The 17,450-nt window shown below is 72.5% G+C and carries 7 protein-coding genes and 1 pseudogene; 3 read left to right on the plus strand and 5 right to left on the minus strand.

The window, feature by feature from the left end:
- Positions 1-18: 18 nt before the first annotated feature.
- Both G4D85_RS10970 and G4D85_RS10975 read right to left on the minus strand, forming a co-directional pair.
- Positions 19-1,869 (minus strand): SWIM zinc finger family protein, encoded by a 1,851-nt coding sequence (locus G4D85_RS10970; RefSeq protein ID WP_164010915.1) that lies wholly within the window; start codon positions 1,867-1,869, stop codon positions 19-21.
- Complete coding sequence (locus tag G4D85_RS10975) at positions 1,866-8,399, minus strand: HEAT repeat domain-containing protein (protein ID WP_164010917.1); 6,534 nt, start codon at positions 8,397-8,399, stop codon at positions 1,866-1,868. The genes G4D85_RS10970 and G4D85_RS10975 overlap by 4 nt, the downstream gene beginning before the upstream one ends.
- 193 nt (positions 8,400-8,592) lie before the next feature.
- On the opposite strand from G4D85_RS10975, the gene G4D85_RS10980 reads away from it, so the two are divergent.
- Positions 8,593-12,513: a hybrid sensor histidine kinase/response regulator gene (locus G4D85_RS10980; protein ID WP_164010919.1), complete on the plus strand. Its 3,921-nt coding sequence runs from the start codon at positions 8,593-8,595 to the stop codon at positions 12,511-12,513.
- Between the two features lie 15 nt (positions 12,514-12,528).
- Here G4D85_RS10980 and G4D85_RS10985 read toward each other — a convergent pair whose 3' ends face one another.
- The 3 genes and pseudogenes from G4D85_RS10985 to G4D85_RS10995 all read right to left on the minus strand — a co-directional run bounded on the left by G4D85_RS10985 (position 12,529) and on the right by G4D85_RS10995 (position 14,732).
- Positions 12,529-13,101 (minus strand): imm11 family protein, encoded by a 573-nt coding sequence (locus tag G4D85_RS10985; RefSeq protein ID WP_164010920.1) that lies wholly within the window; start codon positions 13,099-13,101, stop codon positions 12,529-12,531.
- Positions 13,102-13,105: 4 nt separating this feature from the next.
- Positions 13,106-14,397 (minus strand): annotated as a pseudogene (locus tag G4D85_RS10990) (AHH domain-containing protein).
- Between the two features lie 128 nt (positions 14,398-14,525).
- The gene (locus G4D85_RS10995; protein WP_164010921.1) at positions 14,526-14,732 is read right to left on the minus strand and encodes a hypothetical protein; all 207 of its coding nucleotides are present in this window, start codon (positions 14,730-14,732) and stop codon (positions 14,526-14,528) included.
- Positions 14,733-15,008: 276 nt separating this feature from the next.
- Between G4D85_RS10995 and G4D85_RS11000 the strand changes: the two genes are divergently transcribed.
- Both G4D85_RS11000 and G4D85_RS11005 read left to right on the plus strand, forming a co-directional pair.
- Positions 15,009-16,280, plus strand: coding sequence for a hypothetical protein (locus G4D85_RS11000; protein ID WP_164010922.1), 1,272 nt, complete (start codon positions 15,009-15,011; stop codon positions 16,278-16,280).
- A gap of 15 nt (positions 16,281-16,295) precedes the next feature.
- Positions 16,296-17,411 (plus strand): trypsin-like serine peptidase, encoded by a 1,116-nt coding sequence (locus G4D85_RS11005; protein WP_164010923.1) that lies wholly within the window; start codon positions 16,296-16,298, stop codon positions 17,409-17,411.
- Positions 17,412-17,450 lie beyond the last annotated feature (39 nt).

The following is a 17,450-nucleotide window of genomic DNA, read 5'->3' on the forward strand; positions in this document are numbered from 1 at the left end:
GGGCAGTGAGTGAGGGGTTTACACCAAGGCCGAGGCCGCGTCGATGTAGCCTTCAGCCGCCAACTTCTCCAGGCGCGTGAAATATGCCCCGCGCGCCTCCGCATCCGAGTCGAACCAGAGCCGCTGGTGACGCGCCTCGCCCGTGCGCGGACCCCACTCCACCGCCACCACCTGCCCGTCCAGCGACACGCGGTACACTGTCTCCAGGCCGCTCTCCGCGTCCCGGCGCACGTAGGAGCGCGTCTCGGCACGGATGAGCTTGCGCCCTTCCGGCGTCTGACGCAGCGCTTCCTCCTCCGCGCGGCGGCGCGAGTACGCCAGGCGCAGCGCCAGCAGGTGCTCGCAGGGGCCTTCGCGCACTCCGGAGCGGCGGTGGTGTGGGCAACCGCAGTTGGCCTCGCGCAGGCGCCCCTCCACGTCCAGCATGAAGCTGGGGAAGAAGCTGCGCACCGCCTCGCGGTCCACCACCTCTCCGTGGATGCGGGTGCCCTCGCCCACCACCTCGTGCACCTTGGTCAGCTTCACCTCGCCCGCGCCGGGGCTGCCGTCGCCGAGCAGGCGGTGGGCCCGGGCCTCGCGCTCGCTGCCGTAGCGGATGACGGCCTCGTCCACCGGCGTGGCCATCAGCTCGCGGGGACGGTACTCGCCCCGGGCCACGTCGAAGAGGACGCGCCCGCGCAGGCACTCCAGCTGGAGCGCCGCGCGCACGGACTCCTTCGGAACCCCCGCGCTGGCGACGAGCGTCTCGAAGGGGAGGGGCCCTTCCGCGCGCAGGCGGGTGCGGAGCTTCTCCGCCAGCCCGTCCGGCACCGCGCGGGGCATGAGGGCGTCGAAGGCGGCGGCCGAGGACCAGCCGCTCTCCGTCCAGCCCGTGAGGCCCAGGGTCAGCGTGGCCGCGCCCATGTCGATGACCCAGAACACCGGCAGGCCGGGGCCCAGCAGCTGCACCCGCACCGAGTGCGCGTGGGGCAGCAGGCGCGCGAGCGCGGCGAGGCGCTGGCGGCCGAAGGTGCGCACCACCGCGGGGGCGCTGCCCGTGTACGTGCCGCCGTGGGCTTCCAGCACCAGCTCCCAGGGCTCCAGCACCAGCCGGGGCGGGGCGCCGGGGACCAGCTCGAAGCGCAGCGCGCGCGGGGCCTTCTTCGCCTTGCGCGTGCGCAGCGCGAAGAGGAGGTTGTAGAGGTCGATGGGCGCCAGCCGGCAGGTGGTCGCCGGCAGCGTGGCGGCGGACTGCACCTGGAGGAACCCGCGCAGCCAGGCGTGGGGCACCTCCACGTTGCGCGGCTCACGGGCGGGCTGCGCGGGGCGCGCGGGCAGGGCCACGTGGGCCTCCAGCGACACCGGCACATAGGTGCGCAGCCTGTCCACTCGGGCGGGCAAATCCGGGGGCACGTCCAGGAAGGTGGAGCCGTGCGCGGCCTCGCGGCCCTCGAAGAGGGCGTTGTCGAAGGACAGGCGCGCGTAGGCGCTCTCGTCGCGGGAGAAGACCTCCAGGGACACGCTGTCCGGGTCCACGGTGAGGACGGGGTCCAGCACCGCGTCCTTCTTCTCCTCACCCTCCAGCGCGTTGTCGAGGAAGGCCTTCTGCGCCTCCCAGATGAGCGCGCTGGCCCGCTTCCCCTGCTTCATCAGATACGCGAGGTACGCGGTGCGGTCCTTGCCCCGGTAGCGCAAGTCCGAGGAGAGGATGCCGAAGGTGGCGGCGAGCGCGTCGCGGAACAGCGCGGCGTCGCGCACACGGCCGCGTACGCCCACGGTGCCGCGAGAGCCCTCCAGGGCCAGCAGCACGCGCGAGGCGTCCGGCGCGGCCTCGACGTCGCTCGCGGTGGCGTAGCGCAGCTCGACGGGGTGACGTGTGGCGGTCGTCACGACGGGGTCCCTTCCTTCCGGTTCCGGGCGCGCTCGGCGGCGCGACGTGCACGTTTGTGGGCACGCCAGGCGGCTTTGCGCAGCTCCACGGATTGCGAGTTGTCGAAGGCGGCGTCATGCAGCAGCTTCGCCGCGGCGTCTCCGCCCAGCCGGCTCAGCGCGGACCAGGCGTCCTGCTTCGTGTCGGGCTTCGCGCTCCGGGCCAGGGCCAGCAGCGGCTCCTCGGCCTTCGCGCCCAGCAGCGTGGGGACCGCGAGGCGGCGGCCCTCGGAGGTGGTGAGCGCGTCCGGCGCCGTCTTCCCGCCCGTGGGGCCGAGGGCCACCGGGTCGAAGGGCTTCACCTCCAGTGCCCAGGCCGAAGCACGCTCGGGGGCGAGCTTCGCCAGCGCATCCGCTGCCGCCGCGCGCACCCGGGCATCCGGGTCAGCCAGCGACGCGCGGAGCGTCTCCGCCGCCGCCGTGCGCTCTTTGTCGGAGAGGACGGAGGCCTGCTTCGCGCCCTTCAGTTGGAGCGTGCCGTCCACCGTACCCAGCCGGCCCAGGACGCGCGCGGCCTCCTGGCGGACCCGGGCGGGGGCTCCGGCCTCGCCACCTTGGAGGATGGCGCGCGCGGAGTCGAACAGGGCGGCGGCTCCGAGCCGCGAGCCGGCCCACAGCAGTCGCTCCCACGCGGCGGTCAGCGCGGTGCGCTTCGGAGCGGACGTCGCGGACCACTCAGTAGCGGTGCGGCGCTCGGCCGTCACCAACGCGCGGGACAGCGCGGCTACGTCCACCGTGCCCGGCTCGCGCGCCTCGCCCGTCCACGTGCCCACCAGGGACGCGGCCTCTTCGCGGGCCTCCGGCTTGTCGTTGCCGAGCAGCGCCACCACCTCGGGGACGGGCAGGGCGCCCCGCCTCGCGAGTCCCCGCCGCAGCCGCAGGCGCAGCGCCACGTTGGACAGCGTGGCCAGTCGAGGCACCAGCAGCGCGGGGTCTCCCTCGTCGGAGAGGTACGCGGCGGCGGGCTCGGAGATGTCCTCGTGCTGGCTGGCCACCGCGAGGAACTCCACCCGCGTGCGCTCCTTCGGGAAGAGCACGTCCAGCGCCTTGCGCGCCTCCTGGCGCACCTCCTCCTCTTCGTCGTCCAGCGCGGCGGCGAGGGCGGCCTCGGCCTCGGTGTCCTTCAGCTTCGCCAGCTCCTGCGCCGCCGTGGTGCGCACGTCCAGGTCCGTTTCCGGGTCGGTGAGCAGCGCTTCCAGCTTCACGCGGGCGCGCTCTCCGCCAATGGCGCGCAGGCCGCGCATGCCGGCCTGCTGCAGGTCCAGGCTGGCGCCGTCCACCGCGGCGGTCTCCACCTTCTCCTCGACGCGGCGACGGTCCTCTCCGTCCGGCAGCTTCGCGGCGAGGCGGCCCAGGCCCTCGATGGCGGCGGCCACCATCGACGGCTCCGTCGGAGCTTCCGGCGTGCCACCCGCGGCGACAGTCTCCAGCTCCGACAGGGCGCGCGCGTCGCCCAGGGTGCCCAGGGCCAGCAGGGCGCGCTCGCGCTGCCCGTCCTCGCCCGCGCGAGCGTACAGCAGCAGGGGCCGCAGCGCGCTGGCCCGGCCCTTGTGTGCCACGCCCTCGGCGGCCGGGAGCATCAGCTCGCGAGCGCCAGCGCGCAGCACCTCCTCCAGCGGCTCCACGTCGGCGCCGTGCTCGAGGACGCGCTTCGCATAGCGCTCCACCGCGTCCGCGCGCACCGTGACGTCGCGGTCCGCGAAGAGGCCCACCAGCACCTCGGACTGGCCGGCCTCGGCGCCGTGCTCCAGCTCGCGCACGGCGGCCTGCCGCACCAGCACGTCCTGGCTCTTCACCGCGTGCCGCAGGAAGCGCACGGCCAGCGCCGCGTCGCGCTTCTTCACGTCCACGCCGGCCACGCTCATGGCGGCGGTGACGCAGAGGGTGCGCACGGCGGAGGACTCGTCCTCCAGGCACCGGCGGGCCAGCACGTCCAGGGCCTCCGGGCGGCGCGTGTTGCCGAGCGCCACCACCAGCCGCTGCCGCTCGTTGCCATCCGCCGCCGCCTGGAGCCGCGCGGCCAGCGCGCCCACGGCGGCGGGCGTGGCCAGCCGGCCCAGGGCCTCCACCGCGCGCTTCGAGGCGGCCACGTTCTCCGAGCGCAGGAAGGCGGCGAGCACCTCCACCGCGCGGTCATCCCCGCGCCACGCCAGCAGCTCCGAGGCGCGCATGCGCAAATCTTCGTGCTCGCTGGCCATGGCCCGGCCCAGCGCCTCGGTGACGCGCGAGTCGTTGGCGCCGGCCAGCCGCTCAATCACGCCCACGCGCAGGTCGGCGTGCTCGCTGCCCAGCGCGGCCAGCAGCGGCTCCAGGCTGCCGGGCGGGCTGAGCTTCTCCAGCAGCTCGAAGGCGTAGCGGCGCACGTCCGCCAGCGGCGAGTTGAGCGCGGCGGCGATGCGCGGCTTCGCGACGTCGCCCCGCGCGGCCAGCTCGTCCAGCGCGGCGCGGGCCACGTCCGGAGCCAGCGAGGCCAGGGCGAGCGCCAGCGGCTCGTCGCTGCCCGAGGGGAACAGCTCCTTGAGTCCGGCCAGCGCCGCCTTGCGGACGAGCTGGTGCGGGTCCTCCAGGGCGCGCAGCAGGGCGGCCACGGCGGCGGGCGTGCCGGCGTAGCCCTCCTGCGTCAGCTTCACCACGCGGTCCACCGCGTCGCGGCGCACCCGGTGGCCCTCGTCGTCGCCCGCGGACACCTGCCGCAGCAGGCCCACGTAGGCGCCGAAGGCCAGGCGGCGCAGGTGCTGACGCTCGGCGCTGGCGGCGGCCTCGGGCGAGGTCTCCGGTACGCCCGGCTTCACGGCGGAGAAGAGGCGGCGCAGCCAGCTCTTCGCGGGCGTGGCCTGCACGGGCGACACGGTGGGCGCCGTCTCCGGCTTCCACGGGGCCTCCAGCGTGCGCGGGCGGGCCACCTTCTGGGCCTCGCGGAAGTAGTCGAGCGGCTTGTTGCGCAGCAGCAGCACCTGGGCCGCCGCGTAGCGCTGCTCGGGCTGGTCGCTGGAGAGGGCCTCGGCGAGCCCCACCATGCGCTTCGAGCGGTCCTCCTCGGAGGGCCACTCCTTCATGTCGCCGGCCTTCTCCGGGCGGGGCGGCAGCAGGCCCTCCACCAGTTGGGCGCGCGATGCGTCCTGCTCCGTGCGCAGCTCCAGTGCGCGAGCGGCGGCGTAGCGCACCTCTGGCCTTCCGCTGGAGAGGGCGCTGGTGAGCAAATCGGGCGGCTCGCCCCGGCGGTTGGCGCGCAAGTCACGGGCGAGGACGATGGCGAACACCATCTCCTGCACCTCGGCGGCGCGGTCCTCCAGGCCGTGCAGCAGGCCGCCGTCCCCCTCCGGACCCAGGGCCGCGAAGGAGAGGATGGCGCCAAGGCGGATGGGCAGGTGGTCGTTGCGCAGGTTGCCGGTGAGCACCGGCAGCGCGCGCGTGTCACCCAGGCGGGACAGGCCGTCCGCGGCCCACGAGCGCACCGCCACGTTGGCGTGGCCCAGCGCGTCCAGCAGGTAGCCCTCGTCACCCCGGCGGCTGGCCGTCGCGAGGCCGCGACCGCCCTGCTCCTGGATTTCGCTCAACTCATGCGGCACCAGCACGGTGGCGAAGAAGTTCAGCAGCCGCCGCGAGCCCAGCGAGGCCAGCGCGCGCGAGGCGCGGATGCGCAGCGGGTTGAGGAACGCGGGCGGGTAGAGGCGCTCCAGGTCCTTGTCGGTAATCAGGAGCCGCATCGGCTCGATGATGTCCTCGGCGCCGCGCGGGGCCAGCAGCTCCGCGGCGCGCACGCGCACGTGCAGCGAGGCCGAGGCGATGCCCGCCAGCAGGGGCCCATTCTCCTTCGGCACCAGCTCGTCGAGCGCCTCCAGCGCGGCGACGGCGACGTGGATATCCTCGTCCTGCACGAGCTTCAGCAGCGGCGAGCGCAGCGTCTCCACGGGCGCGTGGATGGAGCGCTCCGCCCCCGCGATTCGCAGCGCGGCGTGCGTGGAGGCGAGCGCCGCCAGGTGCGGCTCCGGCTTCTCCTTGCCCACCAGCTTCACCCACGCCTCGTACGCGGCCATGGCCACGCCCGTGTCGCGGTCCTCCACCGTCTTCTTCAGCCGCTCCTGCGCCCAGCCCTCGGTGCCGCGCTGGGAGAGCACCTCCACCGCGCGGGTACGCAGGTCAGGGAAGCGGCCGGACAGCGCGCGGTCCAGCGCCTTCTCGGGCTGCTTCTCGTTCCACGCCCACAGCGTGCGGAAGGCCTCGCTGCGCACCTTGGAGGACTCGTCCTCCAGCGCGTCTCCGAGCAGCGGCTCCGCGCCCTGCGTCGCCGTGCCCAGCTTCACCAGCCGGTCCAGGCCGCGCACGCGCACGTCCTCGTGCCCGGAGCGCAGCGCGGCCTCGGCGGCGGAGAGGGGCGCGTCGGAGTCCAGCGCCACCACTGCGTCCAGCGCGGCGGCGCGCACGTCCGCGTTCGCATCGTCCAGCATCCACACCAGCCGCTCGCGGGCGCGGGCATCCTGGAGCGCCTGGAGCGAGGCGGCGGCCTGCCGGCGGATGGCGGTGTCCGGCTCGCGGGAGAGCTGGAGCAGCGCGCCCAGGGCACGCCCGTCTCCGAGCTGCGCCAGGCCCCGAGCGCCTCGCACCGCCGTGTCCGGCGTGCGGCAGGCCATGGCGGCCAGCAGGGGCTCCAAATCCGACTCGGCCAGTGCGCCCCCGACGGCGCCCTGCGCGGGCAGCGTGTCGCGGGCGGCCTGCACCTCCGCGTCGGTGAGGGGCGGGTTGCCGGCGACGCCCTGGGCGCGGCGCGCGCGCTGGGCCAGCCGGCGGGCCACGTCCTTGGTGGCGCGGGCGAAGTCCTCGTCGCGCGACTCCAGCGCGTGGGCCAGGGCCCGGCGCTCCAGCACGCGCACGGTGAAGGCCACGCGGCGCACGTCGGCGTCCGAGTCGTCCAGCGCGCGTGCCGCCAGCGGCTGCAGCTGCGGGTGGCCCAGCAGCCCGGCTCCGGCGGCGCGGATGAGCACCTCCACCTTGAGGTGCGCGGGGCCGCGCTCGAAGGCGGTGCGCAGGGGCTCGGTGCTTCCGCCCGGCGTCACCTCGGTGAGGGCGTCCAGCGCGGCCAGCCCCACGGCGGCCTCGGTGTCCGCCAGCTTCCCGGCGATGAGGCCCGGCACCAGCGGAGACACGCCGCCCAGCTTCGCCAGGCGCTCCAGCCCCGCCACGCGGATGTCCGCGAAGCGCGAGTCCAGCGCGGCGCGCGGCGCGGACAGGGGCGACTCGGTCTCCAGCGTCTCGAGGGCCTCCAGCGCGGCCTTGCGCACCATGGGGTGGTCGTCGTTGAGGCGCTCGCGCAGCTTCGGACGGGCGGCGGTGCGGCCCTTCGCGGCCAGCTCCTGCGCGGCCAGCCGGCGCACCTCTGCGTCCTTGTCCGAGGCCAGCACCTGGAGGACGAAGTCCAGCGCCTCCACCTCCTCCAGCGCGGCGGCCTCCTTCACGGAGGACTCGCGCTTGGGACGGCCCGCCTTGAGGGACTCGGTCAGCAGGTCGAAGCCGTGCTGGAAGGTGTCGTGGTCGTCCGAGGGCTTGCCGTCCGGGGCGATGCCGAAGCGGTGCGTGCGGCGGTCCTCGCCGGCCGCGAAGACGGAGCCCAGCGTCTGCTTCGCCTGCCGCGCGTTGGCGGGCGGCACGAAGGCGAGCGCATGCACCGGCTTGCTGCCCACGTCCAGCGTGCGCGGCTTGCGGCGCTCGTCCAGGCGCCACGCCTTCACCTTGCCGTCGCTGCCGGCGGACCAGACGCGGTCGCCGGGCTCGTCGCCCCCGGGCTCGGTGGCGGGCGTGGGCGGGAAGAGGAGGGCGAGCACGGAGCCGGCATGGCCGGAGTCCTTGTCGCCGCGCACCTCGAACTCCACCGCGCCGACGAGGTACCAGATGCGCAGCTTCCCGTCGTCGCCGCCGGACACCAGGCGCCCGTCACGCGGGGTGAAGGTGAGCGCCCGCACGGCGCCCTCGTGGCCGGGCATGTCGCGCCGGGCCCCGGTGGCCACGGTGAAGGCGCGCACCACGCCGTCCTCCCCGCCGCAGGCCACGTACGTACCGGAGGAGTCCACCGCCACCGCGCGCAGCGGCTGGGGCGACGCCTTCCACTCGTGCAGCTTGCGGGTGGACTCCCAGTCCCAGCCGCGCACCATGCCATCCGCGCCCGCGCTGAAAAGCCGCTTGCCGTCCGCGCTGGAGGCGAGCGCCGTGACGCCGCCGGGGTGCGCGCCGTGGAGCTGGAAGGCGGCCTTGCCGTCGGAGAGGGTGCCGAAGTGCAGCGTGCCGTCGGCGCCGGCCGCGGCCCAGCGCTCGCCGGAGATGCAGAGGGCGAGCACGGCGGAGGGCAATTCCGTGGTCCACAGCACCTTGCTGGAGCCCGGCTCGTACGCGGTGACGCGGCTGGCGGTGGAGGCGCGCGCCCCGCCCACCAGCAGCAGGCGGGCGTTGGCCGCGAGCGCACGGACCTTCTCGATGTTGCCGATGGCGAGGACGGGCATGACGCTCCTTGCGGGGGGCCCTTCTTAACACCCGCCGGGGCCCGGGTGGAGACGGAGTCGGGGTTGTCGGGCCCTGGCGCGGCGTGCCACGGCCCGGAACACCGCCGGTTGCAGGAAGGCGCCGCCCGATTGGAGTAGGCTCCGCCGCCGCACTCCCGTCGAGGGCCCTTCTTTGTCCGCGCAACACAGGTCGATGCTGACGACCCGTCACGTCCTGCCGCTCGCCATGCTCGTGGCGCTCTGGGCGCTCCCGTCCCGGGCCCAGGAGGCCGACGTGCCCCTTGTCGGGGCGCTGCACCGGCAGTGGGGCCTGGACGACGGGCTGCCGCAGAGCTCCGCCCTGGCGCTCGCGCAGGGGGCCGACGGCCACCTCTTCGTCGGCACCCAGGAGGGCCTCGCCCTCTTCGACGGACGCACCTGGACGGTGATGGACCAGGCCGCCGGCATGCCGTGCGAGGAAATCATGGCCCTGGCCAGCGCGCCGGACGGCACGGTGTGGGCGGGCACCGCCGGCTGTGGCCTGGTGCGCATCCACAAAGGCGCCATCACCCACCTGCCCACCCTCCCCGGACAGCGGGGTGATCGGGTCAGCGTCCTGGAGCGCACCCTGGACGGGACGCTGTGGGTGGGCACGGACCACGGCCTCGCGCGCCTGGGGACGAACCCCACCTTCACCTTCCTGGCGGCGCTGGGCACCGCGGACGTCAGCGCGCTCGCCCCCGCCGAGGGCGGCGTCTGGGTGGGCACCCGCGCGTCGGGGCTGTGGCGCGTGCGCGGTGACAACGCCGAGCGCATCACCCCCCCCGGCCCGCTGGACCATGTGACGGCGCTCACCGTGGACGGAGACGGCGGGTTGTGGGTGGGCACACACTCGGACGGGCTGTGGTACCGCACGCCCGCCGGGAGCTTCGAGCAGGCGCCCTCCGACGTCCCCTCCCGCATCTCCGCCCTGCGCATGGCCCGCCACGGCGGGTTGTGGGTGGGCACGGAGACGGCGGGCTTCGGGCGGCTGAAGCGCAACCGCTACACGCAGGCGAAGGGCGTCCCCTCCAATGCCGGCGTCGTGGCCTTCCTCGAGGACACCGAGGGCAGCCTGTGGGTGGGCACCTTCTCCTCCAGCCTCCACCAATTGCGCCGCGCCGAGCTGGACGTGGTGGGCAAGCCCGAGGGCCTCACCGACGACTTCATCTGGAGCGTCTACGAGGACCGCGAGGGCGCCGTGTGGATTGGCACCACCGGCGGCGCGCTCCACCGGTGGAAGGACGGGAAGCTCGCATCATTATATACGGCCGCGGAGGGGCTCCCCCAGGGCCGCATCTTCGACATCATCCAGGACCGGGAGGGGGCGCTGTGGCTGGCCACCAGCGTGGGCGCGGCGCGCTTCCACGAGGGGCGCTTCGAGCTGCTCACCACGAAGGACGGGCTGCCGAGCGACATCGTCTACTCCCTCTATGAGGACAGCGCGGGCTCCCTGTGGTTCGGCACGCGCGCCGGACTGGCCCGGCGGCGCGACGGCCAGTGGCGCGTCTTCACCACGAAGGACGGGCTGTCCCGGGACAACATCACCAACATCCGCGAGGCGGTCGGCGGAGGGCTGTGGCTGGGCTCGAACTCCGGGTTGGACTTCCTGGACGAGTCCGGCGTGCGCCAGGGCGGCCCGGAGGAGGAGCTGGCGGGCCGGGACGTGAGCGGGCTGGTGCTGGACGCGCAGGACCCGAAGGTGCTGTGGGCGGCCACGGATGACGGGCTGGCGCGGGTGGACGCGTCGGGCGTGGCGGTGGTGCGCGGGCGGGACGGGCTGGTCGTCAACAACGTGCTGTCCGTGGCGGACGACGGGCGGGGCCACCTGTGGATGGGCAGCAACCGCGGCCTGTACCGCGTGGCCAAGTCCGAGCTGACGGCGTTCTTCTCCCGCCAGTCGCCCCGGGTGGCGGCGGTGCTGTACGGGCGCTCGGAGGGCATGCGCAGCATCGAGTGCAACAGCTACTCGAATGCCTCCAGCATCCGCACCCACATGGGGGAGCTCTGGTTCGCCACCGTCATGGGCGCGGTGCGGGTTCCGGCCGCCGCGGAGCCGCGCTCGCGCACCGCGCCGCCGCTGCACATCACGAAGGTGACGACGCGCAATGTGCCAGTGTCCATCGAGAATGGGCTGCCGCCGGGCGTGGTGGACGTGGAGCTGTCCTTCGTGGCGCTCACCTTCGTGGCGCCGGAGAAGGTGCGCTACCGCTACTGGCTGGAGGGGTACGACGAGGGGTGGCGGGAGAAGGAGGGCGTGCCCGAGGCGACCTACACGAACCTGCCGCCGGGGGAGTACCGCTTCCGCGTCCGGGCGGAGTCCGCCGACGGGCGCTGGGGCCCGGTGGAGACGGGCGTGCTGCTGCGCCGGCCCGCGCGCTTCTTCGAGGCGTCGAGCTTCCACTTCACGCTGGGGCTGGCGCTGGTGGGCGGAGGGCTGGGCACGTACCGCTGGCGCGTGGGCCGGCTGCGCGCGCGGGCGCAGGAGTTGAGCCAGCGCGTGGAGGAGCGCACGCGGGAGCTGGCGACCGCCAACGCGGAGCTCCAGCAGGCGCTGGATACGTCCGCCGAGGGAGAGCGCAGCCTGCGGCGGCTCATCGACCGGCTGCCCATCGCCATCACCGTCGTCGAGGGCGACCGCGTCGTGTACGCCAACGACACCTCGCTCCAGCTGCTGGGCTACGAGCGCTTCGAGGACCTGGCGGGGCAGAACATGTCCGTCCATGTGCCGGAGGACGAGCGCACCCTGTGGGACGAGCGACTGGCGGCACTGCGGCGCGGCGAGCTGCTCCCGGTGCGCCTGTCGCGGGTGCGGCGGCTGGACGGCTCGGTGGCGCTGGCCGAGGTGAGCGGGGTGATGCTGCGCTTCGGAGGCCGGATGGCGTCCGTGGTGCTGGCGCGCGACGTGACGGAGTCGCGGCGCATGGAGGAGCGCCTGCGCCTGTCGGACCGGATGTCCGGTGTGGGCACGCTGGCGGCCGGCGTGGCGCACGAAATCAACAACCCGCTGTCCTACGTCATCGGCAACCAGCAGTTCGTGCTGGAGCGGCTGGAGCCGCTGCTGGAGGCGTCCGGAGGCGAGACGGTGCCGGTGCCGGTGACGACGCTGGAGTCGCTGGCCGAGGCGCTGCGCGACGCGAGCGAGGGCGCGGGCCGGGTGCGCCACATCGTCCGGGACTTGAAGACCTTCAGCCGCGGGGACGAGGAGTCCAACCGTCCGCTGGACGTGCGGCCGGTGCTGGAGAGCGCGCTGTCCATCTGCCTCAACGAGGTGCGCCACCGGGCGCGGGTGCGGCGGGAGCTGGGCGAGGTGCCGCCGGTGATGGCGAACGAGGCGCGGCTGGGGCAGGTGTTCCTCAACCTGCTGGTGAACGCCGCGCAGTCGATTCCCGACGGGCAGGTGGAGCGGCACGAGATTGTCCTGCGCACCTTCACGGACGCGAACGGGCGCGCGGTGGTGGAGGTGTCGGACACGGGGAGCGGAATCGCGCCGGAGCACCTGGAGCGCATCTTCGACCCCTTCTTCACGACGAAGCCGGTGGGGGTGGGGACGGGGCTGGGGCTGTCCATCTGCCACGGCATCGTCAGCGTGCTCGGGGGCGACATCCAGGTGGAGAGCCAGGTGGGGAAGGGCACGCGCTTCCGCGTGCTGCTCCCGGCGGCGACCGAGGTGCTGGAGGTGGTGCCGGCGCGTCCCGTGGAGGTGGTGGCGCCACCGACGCGGCGGGCGAAGCTGCTGGTGGTGGACGACGAGCCGCTGGTGGCGCGCGGCGTGGCGCGGCTGCTGGCGGGGGAGTACTCGGCGGAGAGCACGTCGAGCGCGAAGGAGGCGCTGGAGCGCCTGTCGCAAGGGGAGCGGTTCGACCTGATGCTGTGCGATGTGATGATGCCGGAGATGAGCGGCGAGGCCTTCTTCCACCAGCTCGCCGAGGTGGCTCCGGACCAGCGGGAGCGCGTGGTGTTCATCACGGGCGGGGCGTTCACGCCGGAGGCCCGCGCGTTCCTGGAGAGCTTGCCGCCCGGGCGGTGTCTGCTGAAGCCACTGGCCGCGGATGTGCTGCGGGCGTTGGTGCGGGAGCAGCTGGCCCGGGCGTGAGCAGGGGCGGCGGCGTCAGACCTCGTCGAACCGGCCTCCCAGGATGCCGGTACGTTCCAGGGCTTCCTTCAGCTCGCCTGCGACGATGATGGGCGGGGGCCAGCCCCACGGGCGGAACACCCTTTCGTCACCGACCTTCGACGTGTCGATGCGCAGGCCGGAGACGGCGCGGTACTCCCCGATGCGGTCGGGGCGCCCGTCCGCCGCCGTGTAGACCTGGACCTCCGCGCACGCACGCTCGTCGATGCAGCGCACGGTCCGGGCCACGTTCAGCAGGTAGTACGGCTCGGTCTGGGTTTCGACCTCGACGGGGAAGAGTTGGACATCCTCGGGCGCCAGCTCGCGGAACACCGCTGCGACCGGCGTGTTCACGACGGGGCTCATCGCAGCCGTGGTCAGGTCGAAGGCGAGCGGCTTGCCGGGTCGGGCAAGAGGAATGCGCAGCGCCCCGGGAGCCTCTACCGGCCTGCCCTGGATGAACGCCCAGATGTCGTCGATTTCCTGCCCGGCCAGGTCGGTCGGCTCGTCGAGATACCACCGCCCCTTTACGTATTCATCGATGGCCAGGCGAAAGTATCGGCGTTTCATGGACTCAGGCCTCGGGATTCTTGGTGACGAGCTTCCGCAGCCGGGTTCCGGCCGTCATCAGGTCCCGCGCGATGGCATTCAGTTCGTTCACCAGTGCGGCTCGGCAGTCTGCCTTGCCGCGGCAGCCATCCGTTGCCCGATTGATTCGATCCAGAGTCTCCTGGTGGTACTCGCGCGAGTGAGGCCCCTTGTGTCCCTTGATGCGCACGAGGTTCGCATCATCACCCAGGTTCATGTCTGCCCGCCGGAAGATCCTCTCGAAGCGTGGGGTCCAAGGTCCTCCCGATAGCTCAGAGACCTCGTTCTTGTCCGTGCAGATGTGGTGGATGTCGCCCTCGGGGTCGCCCTGAATCGTGCTTCCCGGCCCATGGCCACCGCGGCGACGGCCGTGGGCGCGAGGACGACGTTCATCACGGCCGCTGAGGGAAGGGCTATCGACTGCACCTCGCCCGAGAGGGCCGCCGATAGCGTGAAGCCGCCCTCGGTCCCTGCCCTCAGCGCGGCCTGCGCGGCACCCGGCAGTCTGGGCGCCTGTGCGGCCATGGCGCTCCTACCACCCAGCGCCGTCAACGCGACGACGACGAGAACCCGAGCACCGTTGTCCCCGAGCACCCTCCCAAAACGGCGGCCGGAGCCCTCAAGCTCGGAGATGCCGCGGGCGTGCTCCGTCTCCTCCATGAGCCGCAGGAACGCCTGCCCCAGGTTCCACACTGGGCCGGTGCCGAGGTAGGCAATCAGTGAAGCCGTGAGGCCAATCGCGATGAGCTTGGTGATGGGCTCGGGCGCGACAAGCATGATGAGCGCGGTCCCGACCATGGAGACAATCATCGCCCGCAGGGCGGCTGGATTCGTCAGGTCGCGTACCGCCTCCTCAACACCTTCCCAGACGGTGTCGAAGGCGAAGAAGAGCGCCATCAAGCGGCGTTCCATCGGCCCTGGCGTGAAGCCACCTGTGAGCAGGCTCATGCACCCGTCAGGATTGCCTTGCTGCTGGCAGAGCCGCGCATACGACGGAGGCACCGTGCGACCCCGCGCGCCGTCTACGAGCCCACTCGCGGAAGCGAGCAGCGAGAGCCGGTCGTCCCGCGAGGACTCCTCGCGCAGGACCTCCAACTTCAGGTCGAGCACGAGCTGCGCGACGGCGCTCTTGAACGCCTCTTCGTCAAGCTCGACCGGCGCGGACTCCACCGGCGTGTAGACGAGGGGAGTCCCCTGTCCGGTATCGAGATTGACGACTCGCGTCGTTGCACAGCCGGTCGCGAGCATGAGCAGCGCAGCGACTCCACAGACCTTCATGGGAGAGCCCTCTGTGCGGATGCGCGGTCGTGGGCGTAGCTGGCGCAGGCGTGAGGGGGCGGCGGACCCGAACCGCGTCGAGCCGCCCCCTCGGTGTCAGGTGAAGACGGGAGCTGAAGCCACCCGGCCTACTGACACAGCTCGAAACAGATCGCCGTACACTCCTGGAACTCGGGGGTGCCCTGCCCATATTGCGCGGCACAGTTCAGCCGGCACTGGCGCACGCACGCGGGGTCCGCGAGGGAGTTGCCTCCGGCAGTGCTCAGGGCCAGACCTCCCGTGAGACCGACCATCGCCATCACCACCGTCGTCATCAGTTGCTTGCGATTCTTCATGTGGGAACTCCTTCCAGACGTTGTTGGACCGAGACGCCGACGAGCACCCGCGCCCGCCGTCATGGAAGCCTACAGTCTGTAAAACCAGAAAACGATGTACCCCGTCTGAACACAGCCCAAGGGCGCCTTCGGGACACTGGACTCTGCTGGCAGAGGTGGAGCGGACTCGCTGACAGGGCACGCCCGCGTGCGCTCGAATGGGCACTGTGGGAAGGGTGCTAGTCTTCGCGTCCGTCGTTGTCCGAGAGCACGTCGCGCTGAACAGGGGGGCCTGACATGACGACAAGGTATCTGTGTGCATCCTCGAGCACCTGTCCGAGCCCGGACCTGACGTCGCTGGTCGAGGCGGTGAAGGGCAATCAGAGCCGCTTCTTCGCGGAGGCGCTGAGCCCGGAGCCCGCGAAGCCCGCTGTTCGCGATGTCGAGCTGCTCTGCCCGCATTGCAAGACGCGGCAGATGCTTGACGTCATGAAGGCGGACGCGGAAGTCAAAGGGCGGCCCATCCATGACACCGAGGCCGCGGAACTCGACACGCTTCGGGCCAGCTTCGCGCCCCAGAAGTCCGCCGAGCGCCTGGAGGCCTTCGGGACCTGGCTCTTCGGAGGCACCGCCTTCTTCACCACCCTGGTGGGCTTCTACGCGTACACCGTCCACGACGAGGTGAAGGCGTGGTCGCAGCTCTTCTTCGCCATCGCGCTGGCCCTGCTGGGACTCAGCATGGCCGCCGCCGCTCGCATGAAGACGCCGGCCCTCAAGACGTTCAACCCCGACAGCCCGAGCAGCATGCGCAAGGCGTTGGAGGAGCGAGCCACGGAGCGCGGTACACAGCTGAAGTTCGCCTCCGGTTTCTTCGCGGCGGCCCTCGCGTTCGCGGGGGCGGCCCCCGTGCTGGGCGCCCTGTTCACGTCAAAGCCCGAGGGCCACCTGACGACCAGCTACACGCGGGACGCCAGTGGGAAGCTCAGCGTCGTGATGAAGGCCACCGACATGACACCGGGGGAGGTCTTCGGCGCGCGGGTCCGCAAGAAGGACGCATCTGACACGGTGCTCGTGGAGGGCGCGCAGGCCGTCAAGGCGGATGGCTCCGGTGAGCTCATGCTGGAGGTGCCGAAGCTGGAGGCCGCCGGTGGACCGTGGGAGCTGGCGACGTACACGAGCCAGCAGGGCAATCCCAATACAGAGGTGAGCGTGGGCGCCCAGGTGCTGAACGGCGTCGCCGCCACCGCACCCGAGAAGCGCGAGGAGCCCGTGCTGGGGGTCGCCTTCTCCTACGCGCCGAAGGGGCGACTGGTGCTGGAGGCACAGGGCTCGGCCATGCCGCCGCGCGAGCCCGTGGAGCTGCACGTGCGGCAGGGCGCGCAGGTGCTGGGTTGGACACGTGGGCTGTCCGCGCAGGACGGCGCGGTGATGCTCAAGCTGGAGGTCGAGTCCGTGGACGTGAGCAAGGAACCGGTGGTGCTCACTGTACTCAAGACCAGGGATGGCAAGCTGGAGCCGCTCTTCGAGCGGCAGGTGCCTGCGCCCGCGAACCTGGCGGACGGCAGGTAGGGAGGAAGGGACGGAATGTCGCTCCTGAGCTCGACGCAGCGGGATGTCGTCTACCGGCGCATCCAGGAACAGATTGGCGACCAGCCGCTCAACACCATCAGCGCATGGATGGGCCATGGCGTGCGCGACAGGCTCCTGCTGATGCCCACCCTGGGACAGCAGATTTCAGAGCTCATCCGCTTCTGCGACGAGGACGGCCTCAGCGGACCCGTGCCGCTGCTGCTCAAGCTGCTGGACCGGCAGGAGCTGCTCATCCATCCGGAAATCACGGCCATAGTGGCGGAGCTGCGGCGCAAGAAGGCAGACATCGTCCAGACGGACCCCTTTGGGCAGCGCCTGCTCATGCGGAAGGAGCGCATCGTCCATGAGGACGACATGCTGCCCTTCGGCTTCCTCCTCGGAGGCCAGCACGCGGGGCGCTGTGTCGCTCGCGTCCTCGTGCCCCGCTACGACTCGGGCAAGAAGCGTGCGCTCGCCAGCGGTGAGCCGTACCTGTTCATGGGCACCGCGTGGCTGGTGACTCCGGACCTGGTGCTCACCAACCACCATGTCCTCAACGCCCGCGTGCCGGGAGAGCCGGATGCGCCGCGCTCCGACCTGGACCTCCAGGCGAGTGGGACGGCGAGCGAGGCCGGGACGGTGCTCGAGTTCGACTACGACCACACCAGCGCGCCCGTGGACGCGGCGAAGGTGACGAAGCTGGAGGCCGTGGACATCGCGCTCGACTTCGCGCTGCTGCGTCTCGCGGCGCTCCAGCCCGCGCGCAAGTTCCTCCCCCTGCGCGCCGAGCCGGTGGAGAACCGCACCCCGGTCAACATCATCCAGCACCCGCGCGGCCGGCCGAAGATGCTGGCCTGCCGTAACAACCTCGTCACCCACGTCGCCGTCACCGAGCTGCGCTACTTCACCGACACCGAGCAGGGCTCCTCGGGCTCTCCGGTGCTCGACGACACGTGGCGCGTCGTCGCGCTCCACCGCGCCTCCGTGGACGTGGACGACGTGGAGTACCAGGGGCGCAAGACGGCCTGGGTCAACGTGGGCACGCCCATCGGCGCCATCCTCGCGTACCTCAAGGCGCGCCACCCCGCGCTCTGGGACGAAGTCCGTCAGGCTCAGGGACTCGCTCCTTGAGGCCTCGCCGCGCGTAGCGGTGACACCTCGGAGTCGTGT

The sequence above is a fragment of the Pyxidicoccus trucidator genome (assembly GCF_010894435.1).
GTDB classification, from domain to species: Bacteria; Myxococcota; Myxococcia; order Myxococcales; family Myxococcaceae; genus Myxococcus; species Myxococcus trucidator.

Bases quoted from the DNA above. Each gene is read 5' to 3' on its own strand.
- G4D85_RS10975 (WP_164010917.1), bottom strand. From the start codon at position 8,399: ATGCCCGTCCTCGCCATCGGCAACATCGAGAAGGTCCGTGCGCTCGCG.
- G4D85_RS10980 (WP_164010919.1), top strand. From the start codon at position 8,593: ATGCTGACGACCCGTCACGTCCTGCCGCTCGCCATGCTCGTGGCGCTC.
- G4D85_RS10985 (WP_164010920.1), bottom strand. From the start codon at position 13,101: ATGAAACGCCGATACTTTCGCCTGGCCATCGATGAATACGTAAAGGGG.
- G4D85_RS10995 (WP_164010921.1), bottom strand. From the start codon at position 14,732: ATGAAGAATCGCAAGCAACTGATGACGACGGTGGTGATGGCGATGGTC.
- G4D85_RS11000 (WP_164010922.1), top strand. From the start codon at position 15,009: ATGACGACAAGGTATCTGTGTGCATCCTCGAGCACCTGTCCGAGCCCG.
- G4D85_RS11005 (WP_164010923.1), top strand. From the start codon at position 16,296: ATGTCGCTCCTGAGCTCGACGCAGCGGGATGTCGTCTACCGGCGCATC.